At 72.8% G+C, this 14,137-nt stretch carries 8 protein-coding genes; 5 read left to right on the forward strand and 3 right to left on the reverse strand.

Annotated elements, in window-relative coordinates; translation table 11 throughout:
* Together ACFW2G_RS26235 and ACFW2G_RS26240 are read left to right on the forward strand one after the other, a co-directional pair.
* The coding region (locus ACFW2G_RS26235) for an SUKH-4 family immunity protein (protein ID WP_384448031.1) at window positions 1-1,446 on the forward strand (1,446 nt) is incomplete at its 5' end.
* A 154-nt stretch (window positions 1,447-1,600) separates the two neighbouring features.
* The gene (locus ACFW2G_RS26240) at window positions 1,601-2,461 is read left to right on the forward strand and encodes a cellulose-binding protein (protein ID WP_384448028.1); all 861 of its coding nucleotides are present in this window, start codon (window positions 1,601-1,603) and stop codon (window positions 2,459-2,461) included.
* A 56-nt stretch (window positions 2,462-2,517) separates the two neighbouring features.
* On the opposite strand, the gene ACFW2G_RS26245 is transcribed toward ACFW2G_RS26240, so the two are convergent.
* Both ACFW2G_RS26245 and ACFW2G_RS26250 read right to left on the reverse strand, forming a co-directional pair.
* Window positions 2,518-3,360: a hypothetical protein gene (locus tag ACFW2G_RS26245; protein WP_384582502.1), complete on the reverse strand. Its 843-nt coding sequence runs from the start codon at window positions 3,358-3,360 to the stop codon at window positions 2,518-2,520.
* 72 nt (window positions 3,361-3,432) lie between these two features.
* The gene (locus tag ACFW2G_RS26250; RefSeq protein WP_384582500.1) at window positions 3,433-5,046 is read right to left on the reverse strand and encodes an MFS transporter; all 1,614 of its coding nucleotides are present in this window, start codon (window positions 5,044-5,046) and stop codon (window positions 3,433-3,435) included.
* A gap of 341 nt (window positions 5,047-5,387) precedes the next feature.
* Here ACFW2G_RS26250 and ACFW2G_RS26255 point away from each other — a divergent pair, with 341 nt between their 5' ends.
* Both ACFW2G_RS26255 and ACFW2G_RS26260 read left to right on the forward strand, forming a co-directional pair.
* Window positions 5,388-6,164, forward strand: coding sequence for an ABC transporter ATP-binding protein (locus ACFW2G_RS26255; RefSeq protein WP_370466695.1), 777 nt, complete (start codon window positions 5,388-5,390; stop codon window positions 6,162-6,164).
* Entirely contained in the window at window positions 6,161-8,746 is a 2,586-nt protein-coding gene (locus ACFW2G_RS26260; protein WP_384582498.1) for an ABC transporter permease, read from the forward strand. Before ACFW2G_RS26255 ends, ACFW2G_RS26260 begins: the two co-directional genes overlap by 4 nt.
* A gap of 93 nt (window positions 8,747-8,839) precedes the next feature.
* On the opposite strand, the gene ACFW2G_RS26265 is transcribed toward ACFW2G_RS26260, so the two are convergent.
* The gene (locus tag ACFW2G_RS26265) at window positions 8,840-10,255 is read right to left on the reverse strand and encodes a DUF2079 domain-containing protein (protein ID WP_384582496.1); all 1,416 of its coding nucleotides are present in this window, start codon (window positions 10,253-10,255) and stop codon (window positions 8,840-8,842) included.
* A 243-nt stretch (window positions 10,256-10,498) separates the two neighbouring features.
* On the opposite strand from ACFW2G_RS26265, the gene mfd reads away from it, so the two are divergent.
* Window positions 10,499-14,032, forward strand: a complete 3,534-nt coding sequence (gene mfd, locus ACFW2G_RS26270; RefSeq protein WP_384582494.1) for a transcription-repair coupling factor — start codon at window positions 10,499-10,501, stop codon at window positions 14,030-14,032.
* Window positions 14,033-14,137: the final 105 nt, after the last annotated feature.

The following is a 14,137-nucleotide window of genomic DNA, read 5'->3' on the forward strand; positions in this document are numbered from 1 at the left end:
GTTCCGGGGTCGTTGGGGCGTGGGTTGGATCATGCGGCGACGATGTTGGCGGGTCCTGCGGTGACGGGTCAGCCGCCGGCGCCTCCGGGTCCGCCGGGGGTTCCGGGTGCGGGTGGGTCGCAGTCTTCTGGGCCTTCTGGTCCGCCGGCGCCTCCTGGTCCGCCGGGGGTTCCGGGGTCGTTGGGGCGTGGGTTGGATCATGCGGCGACGATGTTGGCGGGTCCTGCGGTGACGGGTCAGCCGCCGGCGCCTCCGGGTCCGCCCGGCGTCCCCGGTGCGGGTGCGTCGCAGCCTCCCGGCCCGCCGGGAGCGCCCGGTGTTCCCGGCGGGCCCGGTGCACCGGGTGCACCCGGTGACGGAGCCCACCACGCCGCGACGATGCTCGCGGGTCCCGGCGTACCGCAGCCCCCCGGTCCCCCCGGTCCGCCGCCCGGCGCGCCCGCGGGGCAGCCGCAGGCCCCGACGGGTGCGCCCACGGTCGGCCCCGGCTACCAGGCGGTCCTGCGCTACCGTGCGCCCGACGGTTCCGAGCAGCAGCTCATCCGCCGCTCGGCGCCCGGCACCCCGCACCCGGAGTGGCAGATCCTCTACGAGCTGCGCGCGATGAACGTGCCGCCGCAGCAGGTCCTGGAGCTGCACACCGAGCTGGAGTCCTGTGAGCTGCCCGGCGGGTACTGCGCCCGCATGATCCGGGAGACGTGGCCGCAGGTGCGGATCACCAGCGTGGCTCCGTACGGGCAGGACCACGCGGGCCGGCAGCAGGGCATGCGGCACCTGCTCACCCACCAGGGCGAACTGCACCAGGTCGCCGACGGTCCGGCGCGCCCCGCGCCGGTGCGTGCGCCGCTGCCGCAGGTTCCGCTGCAGCCGGCGATTCCCTTGGAGGCGATCGGGCAGGAGCTGGCGGCGGCGTTCGGTCCGCAGGGCGTGTTCCGTTTCGACCAGCGGGCGGTGTCCCGCCAGGGTGTGCCGGAGATCGTGGCGCAGACGCTGATGTGGGCGGGACTGCCGGTCGATTTCGGGCCGTTCTTCTGGGCGCAGGCGGTGCCGGGGCAGCCGGTGCCGACGCTGGCCGAGCTGGCGGCGCAGCGGCAGGTGCAGCCGGCGTCGGACGCGGGCTCGTACCTGGTCATCGGTAGTGATTTCGGCAAGGCGCTGTGCGTGCAGTACGGGACCGCGCACATCGTGGCGGTGCCGGTGGAGGGCGGTCCGGGCGGTGCTCCGGTGCCGCCGCAGTTCGTGAACTCCAGCCTGCCGCAGTTCGTGCGTTCGATGGCGATGCTGGGTCACATGTGGCGGTTGCGGCAGCATCTGACGCCGGAGCAGGCGGGCCGCTGGACCGTCGATTTCCAGGCGAATCTGGCGGGGCTCGACAGCGCGGCGCTGGCGTCGCCGGAGAGCTGGTGGTCAGTGCTGCTGGAGCAGATGTGGGACGGGTTGTTGTGACGTCCGCCGGATCGCGTGGTCGCGTGATCCGGTGAGTGGCCGGGTCGGGACCCTCGGAGGGGGCTCGGCCCGGCCATTCGGGCTTCAGGGGTCAAAATGGCGCATCCTTGACGGGAATCCCCGCGAGAGAGGCGCATCCAGGATGAGTGCACCCATGGCGACCGTGCGAGGTCGTGGCTACCGCATGGAAGAGGTCGACCGGTATCTCGCCCGGCTCTCCGGGAGCCGTGACGAGGCCTGGGAGCGGGTGGCGCGGCTGACGGTCCTGGCCAAGCAGATGGAGGCGGAGGCGGCGCGGCTGCGTGAGCTGGTGGCCGGGCTCGCCCCGCAGACGTACGACGAGCTGGGCGAACGCGCCCGACGGATCCTGCTGCTGGCGGAGGAGGAGGCCGAGGCCGTACGGGCGGAGGCGCGGGCGGACGCGTCCGCGACGCTGGAGGCAGCCGGGGCGCGTGCCGAGCGGGTGGCGGAACTGGCGCGGGGCGATGCGGAGGCGGTGCGCGGGCAGACCGAGGTCCGGGCGCGACAGGGGCTGTTGCGGGCGGAGCGGGAGGCAGACGACCTGCGGGCCGGGGCGCGCCAGGACGCGGCCGCGTGGCGGGCGGACGCGGCGGCGGTGCTGGCGCAGGTGCGGCGGCGGGCGGAGGCGGCGCGGGTGGAGCGCGAGCGGGAGCAGGGGGAGCGCTGGGAGGCGGCGGACCGCGCATTGGCGGTGCAGGGGGCGGAACTGGAGGCGCGCCACGCGGAGTCGGAGCGGCATGCGGAGTCCGGGCTGGCGGAGGCGCGGCGGGCGCACGCGCAGGCGGAGGAGGCCGCGCGGCACGGTCAGGAGGACGCGGAGGCGCGGGCGGCGGAGCTGGTGGCACAGGCGCGGGTGGCCCAGGAACGGATCGCGCGGGAGACGGAGCGGGTGCTGCGGGAGCATGCGGAGGCGCAGGAGGAGATGCGGGCGCACATGGCACATGTGCGGGCCAGTCTGTCGGCGCTGACGGGGCGGGCCCCGGCGGAGGGCTGAGACCGTCGCCGCGTCGCCGCGTCGCCGCGTCGCCGTGGTCGGGCCGCACCACGCCCCTAGCGGTCCGCGGCGGGCAGTGCCGGGACGGTGGGGCCCTCGTAGCGGTACGGGTCGCTGCGCAGGCCGCGGGCTGTGACCACCAGGGTGAAGGGTGGTTTCGCCGACGGCGGGAGGGTGGCCGTCAGGGCGCCGGTCAGAGGGTCGGGGCGTGCGTCCAGCGGGGTGTCGTCGAGGGTGAGGCGGGCTTCGGTGAAGCCGCCGCCCTCGACCGTGAGGCGGTCGCCGGAGACCGAGGCCGCGGTGATGACCGGGTTGGCCCGGGTGGCCAGCTTGTTGACGAGGTAGGCGCCGGCCGGTGCGCCCGTCAGGGCCCAGATTTCCTCGGGGAGGCGGGGGAGGCCCGCACCCACGTCGGCGAGGAAGAAGAGGACGACGTAGAGCATCGTGATCGCGCTGAAGGCGACGTACTGGAGGTCGACGAGGTCGGTGCGTCCGCTGTCGTTCGCGATGAGCTCCCGCAGCGGCCGGCGGCCCGACCGGGTCGGCGGGGCGGCCGGTTTGGCGAGGCTGCCGCGTTCCACGCGCAGGCCGACGACGGTCTTGGCGGCGATCATCGCCACGTACGGGCCGCCGAGCAGCGGCAGGTACACCGTGGCCAGTGTGGACAGCGGGCCGTCCGAGCCGCGGAACCAGCTCACGCCGCCGCCCGCGGTGAGGCCGTAGCCGAGGATGGCGAGCAGCAGCCAGACCAGGATCACCGTCCACGCCAGGGCGAGCGCGGTCGAGGTGGAGAGCCGGCCGTCGCGGCCGGTGACGAAGGCCGGGCTGGTGCGCAGCCGCAGGCCGATCGGGCCGGCCAGCGCGGCCAGTAACAGCAGTGCGTACAGTGCGGATGCCATGGTCTCCCCCGGATGACGGTGCTGCGTACGAGGGTCGCCCACTGCCCTGGCCATGACAAGGCGGTTCTCCGGCTACTCGTCGCGCAGTTCCGGCAGGACCGGGAACCGGCGGGGCGCCAGCAGGAGCAGGACGAGGAGCGCGGCCACGGCGGCGGCCGTCGCGCCGAGGAAGATGTGCTCCACGGCGGCGGCCACGGCTTCGCGCAGATGGTCGGCGGCGGCCCCGGGGAGCAGGCCCGGGTGTGCCAGGGCCTCGGCCACGTCGTCGAGGTGGCGCGGGAGCCCCGGTACGGGGGCGTCGGCCAGACGGGCGGCGACGGTGGCGTTGGCGACGGCGGCGAGCAGGGCGGCGCCCATGCTCTGGCCGACCTGACGGCAGAAGAGCACCGAGGCGGTGGTGGTGCCGCGTTCGGCCCAGCCGACGGTGGACTGGACGCCGACGATCAGCGGGAGCTGGAAGAGGCCGAGGGCGGCGCCGAGCAGCAGCATGATCAGCGCCGGCTGCCAGGGCCGGGCGGGGTGGGGGAGCAGGGTGAAGGAGCCGAGCACGGCCGCGGCCAGGGCGATGCCGACGGCCGCGGTGTCGCGGAAGCCGATGCGCCGGTAGACGTGCTGGCTCAGGGCGGCGGTGACGGGCCAGCTGAGGGTCATCACGGACATGACGAGTCCGGCGCCGACAGGTCCGAGGCCGAGCACGGACTGGGCGTAGGTCGGCATGAAGACCATCGGGGCGACCATCAGCAGGCCCAGGGCGCCCATGGCCAGGTTGACGGCTGCGAGGGTGCGCCGGCGCCACACCCAGCCGGGCAGCACCGGTTCCTCGGCCCGCCGTTCCACCCGGACGACCACCACGGCCGCGACGGCGCTCGCGCCGAGCAGTCCCAGGGAGGGCGCCGACAGCCAGGGCCAGGCGACCCCGCCCTGGACGAGGGCGAAGAGGAGGAGTCCGCCGCAGCAGAAGACGCCGAGGGCGCCCGCCCAGTCGACGGGGCCGCGGCGGCCGGGTGAGCGGACGGGCTCGGTCAGGTGACGGGTGATCATCCACAGGGCGAGGGCGGCCAGCGGCAGGTTGATCAGGAAGATCCACCGCCAGTGGGCGGAGGAGGCGAGCAGGCCGCCGAGGGCGGGGCCGGCCACGGCCGAGGCGGCCCAGACGCCGGACATGCGGGCCTGGATCCTCGGGCGCTCCCTCAGCGGGTACAGGTCGGCGGCCAGGGTCTGGACGGTGCCCTGGAGGGCGCCGCCGCCGAGGCCCTGGACGATCCGGAAGGCGATGAGGGCGGCCATGTTCCAGGCGGACGCGCACAGCAGTGAGCCCAGGAGGAAGAGGCCGATACCGAAGAGCAGCACGGGCTTGCGGCCGAAGGTGTCGGACAGTTTGCCGTAGACCGGCAGGGTGACGGTGACGGCGAGCAGGTAGCCGGAGAAGAGCCAGGAGAAGACGGAGAAGCCGCCGAGGTCGCCGACGATCTGGGGGACGGCGGTGGCGACGACGGTGCTGTCGAGGGCGACGAGGGCCATGCCGAGCATCAGCGAGGCGACCACGGGGGCCGGGGGACGTCCGGCCGGTCCGACGGTCCGTCCGTCGGGCGTGCCATGGGCCGAAACGGCCGCACCGGGCGAGGCGCCGGCACGCCCTGCGGGGAGGTCGCCCGGACCTCCGCCCGTGCTGTCCGCTGTCGGCACCGAGATTCCTTCCCCTTGCACGTAGATGCGGGGGACACCATCTCACCGCCGCCCTGCGGGCGATATCCCTCAGGCCGTGTAGTCCGAAGGGCGGACAACCCCTAGGGGTCCCTCCGCACTGTGGGCCAGGGGTCTTTCCTCCCGGCGGAGGAGGTGGGGGCGCCGGGCGTCTTCTTGACTGGAACGTACGAACCCGGGGGCGCGGGTGGGGTTAACCCCCGGGTGGATACGGCTACGGGCACCAGCGCGCCGAGGGTCCCGCCGCCGCAGACTTCATCACGGCGACGCAGGTACGCAGACGCACAGACACGCGAAGAAGGAGACAGACCGTGACAACGGCAATGACCGAAACCAGGCACGGGGGTACTGGAGGGCATGCTGCCGTCGCGGCCCGGGCGCGGAAGGTCGTCAAGGCCTACGGCTCCGGGGAGACGCGTGTCGTCGCCCTCGACGAGGTGGACGTGGACATCATGCGCGGCCAGTTCACCGCGATCATGGGTCCGTCGGGTTCCGGCAAGTCCACGCTGATGCACTGCCTCGCCGGTCTCGACACGGTCACCAGCGGGCAGATCCACCTGGACGACACCGAGATCACCGGGCTGAAGGACAAGAAGCTGACGAGGCTGCGCCGCGACCGGATCGGCTTCATCTTCCAGGCCTTCAATCTGCTGCCCACGCTCAACGCCCTGGAGAACATCACGCTCCCCATGGACATCGCGGGCCGCAAGCCCGAGGCGGAGTGGCTCAACCGGGTGGTGGAGACCGTGGGCCTCTCCGGCCGTCTGGGGCACCGGCCGACCGAGCTGTCCGGCGGCCAGCAGCAGCGCGTGGCGGTGGCCCGCGCCCTCGCCGCCCGCCCCGAGATCATCTTCGGTGACGAGCCGACCGGAAACCTGGACTCCCGCGCCGGCGCCGAGGTCCTCGGCTTCCTGCGCCGTTCGGTGGACGAGCTCGGTCAGACCATCGTGATGGTCACCCACGACCCCGTCGCCGCCTCCTACGCCGACCGCGTCATCTTCCTCGCCGACGGCCGGATCGTCGACGAGATGCACGCGCCCACCGCCGACCAGGTCCTGGACCGGATGAAGGACTTCGACGCGCGCGGGCGGACCTCATGAGCAACACGGTCCTGAAGACCTCGCGGCGCAACTTCGTCGCGCACAAGGGGCGGATGGCGCTCTCGGCCGTCGCAGTCCTGCTCTCCGTCGCCTTCGTCTGCGGCACGCTGGTGTTCACCGACACCATGAACACCACCTTCGACAAGCTGTTCGCCGTCACCAGTTCCGACGTGACGGTCAGCCCCAAGGACGCCGAGGGCGGGGACGAGGCCCCCGACCGGGGCAAGCCCGAGATGCTGGCGGGCTCGGTGGTCGAGCAGGTCGGTAAGGCCGAGGGCGTCAAGAGCGCCGAGGGCGGCGTCGTCTCGACGGCCGTCACGGTGGTCAACGCCAAGAACGAGAACATGGGCTCGACCACCGGCGCGCCGACCATCGCGGGCAACTGGAGCGACAACGAGCTCAAGTCCATGAAGATCACCTCGGGTCGGGCGCCGCGCGGCCCCACCGAGATGATGGTCGACGCCGACACCGCGAAGAAGCACGACCTGAAGCTCGGTGACGAGTTGCGCACCATCGCCGTCACCGGCGACACCCGCGCCACGATCACCGGCATCGCCACCTTCACCGTGACCAACCCGGGCGCGGCCATCGTCTACTTCGACACGGCCACCGCGCAGCGGGCGCTGCTCGGCTCGCCCGACTCCTTCACGCACGTCAATGTCACCGCCGAGGACGGGGTGAGCGACGAGCAGCTCAAGGCGAACGTGGCGAAGGCCGTCGGCGCGGACACCTACACCCTGCAGACCGCCAAGGAAGCCGCGGACGAGAACCGCAAGGACGTCGGCGCCTTCCTCGACGTCATGAAGTACGTCATGCTCGGCTTCGCCGGCATCGCCTTCCTCGTCGGTATCTTCCTGATCTTCAACACCTTCTCCATGCTGGTCGCCCAGCGCACCCGCGAGATCGGCCTGATGCGTGCCATCGGCGCCGACAGCGGGCAGGTCCTGCAGTCCGTGGTCGTCGAGGCCCTCCTGCTCGGCGTGGTCGGTTCGGTCCTCGGTGTGGCGGCGGGCGTGGGCCTGGCCGTCGGCCTCATGGCTCTCATGGGTCAGATGGGCATGCACCTGTCCACCGACGACCTGACCATCGCCTGGACCACTCCCGTCGCGGGCATCGTCCTCGGCGTGATCGTGACCGTCGTCTCCGCCTTCGTCCCGGCCCGCCGAGCCGGCAAGGTCTCCCCGATGGCGGCACTGCGCGAGTCCGGCACCCCGGGGGACAAGAAGGCCGGCCGGGTCCGGGCCGTCCTCGGCCTGGTCCTCACCGCCGTCGGCGGCGGCGCTCTCTACCTCGCCGCCGCCGCCGAGAAGGCCGCGGCCGGATCCCTCTGGCTGGGCCTGGGCGTCGTCCTCACCCTGATCGGCTTCATCGTGATCGGCCCGCTGCTCGCCGCGGGCGTGGTGCGGGTGCTCTCCGGTGTGGTCCTGCGGCCCTTCGGTTCCGTGGGCCGGCTCGCGGAGCGCAACGCCCTGCGCAACCCGCGCCGCACCGGCGCCACCGCCGCCGCGCTGATGATCGGCCTCGCGCTGGTCGCCTGCCTGTCGGTGGTCGGCTCCTCGATGGTGGCCTCCGCGACCGATGAGCTCGACAAGTCGGTCGGCGCGGACTACATCGTCGCCTCCGAGGCCCGCCAGCCCGTCCTGCCGCAGGCCGAGCAGGCGCTGCGCGCCACCGCCGGCCTCGACCACGTCACCGCCTACCGCCTGGTGGACGTCAAGCTCACCGCGCCCGACGGAACCACCGAGGAGACCGGCCTCGGCGCGACCGACCCGACGTACGCCAAGGACATCCGGCGCAAGATGACGGCCGGCGAGCACGCGGCGGCCTACGGCGCGGGCTCCATGTCGGTCGGCTCCCTCTACGCCACCGCGCACGGCATCGAGCTCGGTGACGAGATGACGGTCGCCTTCACCGGCGGCAGCACGGTCAAGCTGAAGGTCGCGGCGATCACCAGCGACGAGGGCAACCTCGACAAGGGCATGAAGTACATCAGCACCGAGACCGCCCGGGCCAACCTGCCGGCGGACCGGATGCCGCTGCCCTTCATGCTGCTGGCCACCGCGAAGGACGGGCAGTCCGACGCGGCGGCGTACCAGTCGGTCAAGGAGGCCATGGGCGACTACCCGCAGTACGTCGTGCGCGACCAGGCCGACTACAAGCAGGCGCTGAAGGACCAGGTCGGCCAGCTGCTGAACATGGTCTACGGCCTCCTCGGCCTCGCCATCGTCGTCGCGGTCCTGGGCGTCGTGAACACCCTGGCCCTGTCGGTGGTCGAGCGGACCCGCGAGATCGGCCTGATGCGCGCCATCGGCCTCTCCCGCCGCCAGCTGCGCCGCATGATCCGCCTGGAGTCGGTGGTCATCGCCCTCTTCGGCGCCCTGCTCGGTCTCGGGCTGGGCATGGGCTGGGGGGCCACCGCGCAGCAGCTGCTGGCGCTGGAGGGCCTGAAGGTCCTGGAGATCCCGTGGCCGACGATCATCGGAGTGTTCGCCGCGTCCGCGTTCGTGGGTCTGTTCGCCGCGCTGGTCCCGGCCTTCCGGGCGGGACGGATGAACGTCCTGAACGCGATCGCGAGCGAGTAGCCGGCGCCGGGTTCGTACGGGGGTGGGCACAGGCCCGGGACTCACCGTCCCGGGCCTGTGCCCTTGCCGTGTCCGCCGGTGCGGCCGGTCGGTTCAACCGGCGGTGTTGCGCTGCATCAGGACGACTCCTCCGGCCTCGCCCACCAGCGTGTACCGCTCGCCGGGGTGGAGCTGGGAGGCGTAGTGGGTCGGGTCCTCGCCGGCCCACTTGCTGCCGTTGTCGATGGTGATCCAGTCCGGCACCACGCCCTTGCTGCCCCCGATCCACAGGACCCGGCAGCGGGAGGTCAGCCGGGTCAGCGGGGTGGTGTCCGCCTCCACGGTGGCCCCGTCGGGGATCCGGCTCAGGAGCGCTTCGATCGCGACGACGCGGTCGGGCTTCGCGTACGTGGCCGCCTCCGTGAGCTTGGCGGTCGGCATGCCGGTCATGGCCAGCGCGAGGGAGGCGGCGAGCACCGCCGTGGGCAGTTGCAGGGCGTAGGAGCGCAGCCAGGGCCGTTCGCCGCGCCGGACGATGTCGATGGCGTCGACCAGGGCGAGGGCGACGACGGGCATCAGTACGGCGCTGTAGTGCCAGTCGGTGGACCAGTAGTGGTCGTCCCCGGACAGGAACCGCCAGCCGAGGGTGGGCGCGGCCACCAGCAGCAGCGGCGAGCGCAGGGCGAGCAGGCCGGAGGTGGGGATCAGCACCCATCCCAGCGTCGCCAGCTTGGTGCCGGTGCCGGCGAGGGGTCCCGCCCCGTCGATCTTGTGCCAGTAGCCGTAGCCGTCGGTCGCGAAGGACGGTATGACGACCGTGAACACCAGTACGGCCGCCAGGCAGGCGGCCGCGGCGATGCCGAGCGCGGTCAGGGCGGTCCGCCGGTCGGTGGTGCGGCTGCGCCAGGCCACCACGACCGCCAGCGCGGCCAGCGTGAAGCCGAGGTCCTCCTTGACGAGAAGCAGCGGCAGCCCCCACAGCAGGGCGGTCCGCCAGCGCCCGGCCAGGACCGCCTCCAGGGCGAAGGCCAGCAGCGGCACGGCGAAAGCGATCTCGTGGAAGTCGAACTCCACCGCCCGCTGGACGCCCCAGGACAGGCCGTACGCGACACCGACGGCGATGCCGCGGCCCCGGCCGAGGAGCCGTGCGGCCGCCCGGGTGACGGGGACGGCGGAGAGCGCGAACAGCGCGGCCTGTACGACCAGCAGGGTGACGGGCCCGGGGAAGACCCGGTAGACGGGGGCGACGAGCGCGATGATCGGGCTGAAGTGGTCCCCGAGGATGTTGGCCCCCGGCCCCTTCAGGTCGGCGACGGGCTCCTGGAGGTGGGCGTACGCGCGAATCGCCTGCTCGAAGATCCCCAGATCCCATGAGGGCCAGTCCATGCGCCGGAACCGGCCGACGGACAGGAGGAGGTAGACGAGGAACAGCCCGGAGGCCACCAGCCAGGGTCCGCCCCGGCGGACCGGTTCCGCCCTCGAAGGGGCCTGGGCCGCCGGCGCCGGGCGGGCTATGGCATCGCTCGTCACGGACTCGTGCTCCTCGGCCGTTCGGCGTGAACTCCTGCGGGAAGGACGCGGCGAGCTCAGGCGGTGGTTACGTGGACATCGTAGAGCGGGAGCGACGCCTCCAGGATGACGAGGAGCCGCGCCCGCGCCGTGACCCGAATCCCTCGCGCGTCGGTGCGGGCGCCGTCGTAGGGTGGGAACCCCCGGCCCGTACGACGTGTCGGGTCCTTCGCGTTGCCCCCTCACCGGACGGAAAGCCGCCTCATGAGCCTGCACGGACTGCTCGACGCCGTCACCCGGGACGCCGCACTCACCGAGGCGGTCACCGCGGCCGGTGACGGCAACCGCATGCACGTGGACCTCGTCGGACCGGCCGCCGCACGCCCCTTCGCGATCGCCGCGCTGGCCCGGCAGACCGGGCGGACCGTCCTGGCGGTCACCGCCACCGGGCGCGAGGCCGAGGACCTGGCCGCCGCGCTGCGCTCCCTGCTGCCGCCCGACGAGGTGGCCGACTACCCGTCCTGGGAGACGCTGCCGCACGAGCGGCTCAGCCCGCGCAGCGACACCATGGGGCGCCGGCTGGCCGTACTGCGCCGCCTGGTGCACCCCAGCAAGGACGACCCGGCCGCGGGTCCCGTGAGCGTGATCGTGGCGCCCATCCGTTCCGTGCTCCAGCCTCAGGTCAAGGGCCTGGCCGAGCTGGTCCCGGTGAGCCTGCGCCAGGGCGCGACCGCCGATCTCGGAGAGGTCACCGAGGCCCTGTCGGCGGCCGCGTACGCACGCGTCGAGCTGGTGGAGAAGCGCGGTGAGTTCGCCGTGCGCGGAGGCATCCTCGATGTCTTCCCGCCCACCGAGGAACACCCGCTGCGCGTGGAGTTCTGGGGTGACGAGGTCGAGGAGATCCGCTACTTCAAGGTCGCCGACCAGCGGTCCCTGGAGATCGCCGAGCACGGCCTGTGGGCGCCGCCCTGCCGCGAGCTGCTGCTGACGGACGCGGTGCGGGAGAGGGCCCTGGCCCTCGCCGAGGCGCACCCGGAGCTCGGCGAGCTGCTGGGCCGGATCGCCGAGGGGATCGCGGTGGAGGGCATGGAGTCCCTCGCCCCGGTCCTCGTCGACGACATGGAGCTGCTGATCGACGTGCTGCCCGCCGGGGCGATGGCCGTCGTCTGCGACCCGGAGCGGGTACGCACCCGCGCCGCGGACCTCGTCGCGACCAGCCAGGAGTTCCTGATGGCGTCCTGGGCGGCCACCGCAGGCGGCGGCGAGGCCCCCATCGACGTCGGCGCCGCCTCGCTGCGCGGTATCGCCGACGTCCGCGACCAGGCCCGCGAGCTCGGCATGATGTGGTGGTCGATCTCCCCGTTCGCCGCCGACGGGGACGCCTCCGGCGGCGACACGCTCACGCTCGGCATGCACGCCCCGGAGGCCTACCGCGGCGACACCGCCCGCGCGCTGGCCGACACCAAGGGCTGGATCGCCGACGGCTGGCACACCGTCTACCTCACCGAGGGCCACGGCCCGGCCGCCCGCACCGTCGAGGTGCTCGCCGGCGAGGGCATCGCCGCCCGGCTGGAGCCGGATCTGGGAGCCCTGGAGCCGAGCCTGGTCCACGTGGCCTGCGGCTCGGTCGACAACGGCTTCGTCGACCCGGTCCTGCGCCTGGCCGTGCTCACCGAGACCGACCTGACCGGGCAGCGGACCGCGACGAAGGACCTCGGCCGGATGCCGACCCGCCGCCGCAAGACGATCGACCCGCTGACCCTGGAGGCCGGCGACTACATCGTCCACGAGCAACACGGCGTCGGCCGCTACGTGGAGATGGTTCAGCGCACGGTGCAGGGCGCCACCCGCGAGTACCTGCTGGTGGAGTACGCGCCGGCCAAGCGCGGGCAGCCCGGCGACCGCCTCTACATCCCCACCGACCAGCTGGAGCAGGTCACCAAGTACGTCGGCGGAGAGGCCCCGACACTGCACCGGCTCGGCGGCGCCGACTGGACCAAGACCAAGGCGCGCGCGAAGAAGGCGGTCAAGGAGATCGCCGGCGACCTCATCAAGCTCTACAGCGCCCGCATGGCGGCGCCCGGGCACACCTTCGGACCCGACACCCCCTGGCAGCGCGAGCTGGAGGACGCCTTCCCGTACGCGGAGACGCCCGACCAGCTCACCACCATCGCCGAGGTCAAGGAGGACATGGAGAAGTCGGTTCCGATGGACCGGCTGATCTGCGGCGACGTCGGCTACGGCAAGACCGAGATCGCGGTCCGGGCCGCCTTCAAGGCCGTCCAGGACGGCAAGCAGGTCGCCGTCCTGGTGCCGACCACGCTCCTCGTGCAGCAGCACTTCGGCACCTTCTCCGAGCGCTACAGCCAGTTCCCGGTCAACGTGAAGGCGCTGTCCCGCTTCCAGAGCGAGACCGAGTCGAAGGCCACCCTGGAGGGGCTCGAAGAGGGCTCCGTGGACGTGGTCATCGGCACCCACCGGCTGTTCTCTCAGGAGACGCGGTTCAAGGACCTGGGCCTGGTCATCGTCGACGAGGAGCAGCGCTTCGGCGTCGAGCACAAGGAGCAGCTGAAGAAGCTCCGGGCCAACGTCGACGTGCTGACGATGTCGGCGACGCCGATCCCGCGCACCCTGGAGATGGCGGTGACCGGCATCCGCGAGATGTCGACGATCACCACCCCGCCGGAGGAGCGCCATCCGGTGCTCACCTTCGTCGGTCCGTACGAGGAGAAGCAGATCGGCGCGGCCATCCGCCGTGAACTCCTGCGCGAGGGCCAGTGCTTCTACATCCACAACCGGGTCGAGTCCATCGACCGGGCGGCGGCCAAGCTGCGCGAGATCGTGCCCGAGGCGCGGATCGCGACGGCGCACGGCCAGATGTCGGAGCAGGCGCTGGAGCAGGTCGTCGTCGACTTCTGGGAGAAGAAGTTCGACGTCCTCGTCTCCACCACCATCGTCGAGTCCGGCATCGACATCTCCAACGCCAACACCCTCATCGTCGAGCGCGGCGACAACTTCGGCCTCTCGCAGCTGCACCAGCTGCGCGGCCGGGTCGGCCGCGGCCGCGAGCGCGGGTACGCGTACTTCCTGTACCCGCCGGAGAAGCCGCTGACGGAGACCGCGCACGAGCGGCTCGCGACGATCGCCCAGCACACCGAGATGGGCGCCGGCATGTACGTGGCGATGAAGGACCTGGAGATCCGCGGCGCGGGCAACCTGCTCGGCGGCGAGCAGTCCGGTCACATCGCGGGCGTCGGCTTCGACCTCTACATCCGCATGGTGGGCGAGGCGGTGGCCGACTACCGGGCCGCCGTCGAGGGCGCGGCGGAGGAGGAGCCGCCGCTGGAGGTCAAGATCGAGCTGCCGGTCGACGCGCACGTCCCGCACGACTACGCGCCGGGCGAGCGGCTGCGTCTCCAGGCGTACCGGTCCATCGCCTCGGCCGCCTCCGAGGCCGACATCAAGGCCGTGCGCGAGGAACTCACCGACCGCTACGGCAAGCTCCCGGAGCCGGTGGAGAACCTCCTGTTGGTGGCCGGGCTGCGGATGCTCGCCCGGGCCTGCGGGGTCGGCGACATCACTCTCCAGGGCAACAACATCCGCTTCGGCCCGGTCGAGTTGCGCGAGTCGCAGGAGCTGCGCCTGGGGCGCCTGTACCCGGGATCGGTACTCAAGCCCGCCACCTCGCAGGTGCTGGTCCCCCGCCCCAAGACGGGCAGGATCGGCGGCAAGCCGGTGGTCGGCCGGGAACTGCTCGCCTGGACCGGCGAGTTCCTCACCACCATCCTCGGCTCGTAGGGGCCGGCTGCCGCGGCGGGGGAGCGGGGGCTCCCCCGCCCGCGGCCGCCGCCGCGGGCGGGGCCGTGCTGCGACCCTGCAACGGTTGCGCGCATCCCCTCACTG

The organism is Streptomyces sp. NPDC058880, assembly GCF_042742535.1.
Classification (GTDB): domain Bacteria; phylum Actinomycetota; class Actinomycetes; order Streptomycetales; family Streptomycetaceae; genus Streptomyces.

What these genes read in the sequence shown, in the direction of transcription:
- ACFW2G_RS26255 (WP_370466695.1), top strand. Translation starts at nt 5,388, where the DNA reads ATGACCGAAACCAGGCACGGGGGTACTGGAGGGCATGCTGCCGTCGCG.
- ACFW2G_RS26260 (WP_384582498.1), top strand. Translation starts at nt 6,161, where the DNA reads ATGAGCAACACGGTCCTGAAGACCTCGCGGCGCAACTTCGTCGCGCAC.
- mfd (WP_384582494.1), top strand. Translation starts at nt 10,499, where the DNA reads ATGAGCCTGCACGGACTGCTCGACGCCGTCACCCGGGACGCCGCACTC.
- ACFW2G_RS26245 (WP_384582502.1), bottom strand. Translation starts at nt 3,360, where the DNA reads ATGGCATCCGCACTGTACGCACTGCTGTTACTGGCCGCGCTGGCCGGC.
- ACFW2G_RS26240 (WP_384448028.1), top strand. Translation starts at nt 1,601, where the DNA reads ATGGCGACCGTGCGAGGTCGTGGCTACCGCATGGAAGAGGTCGACCGG.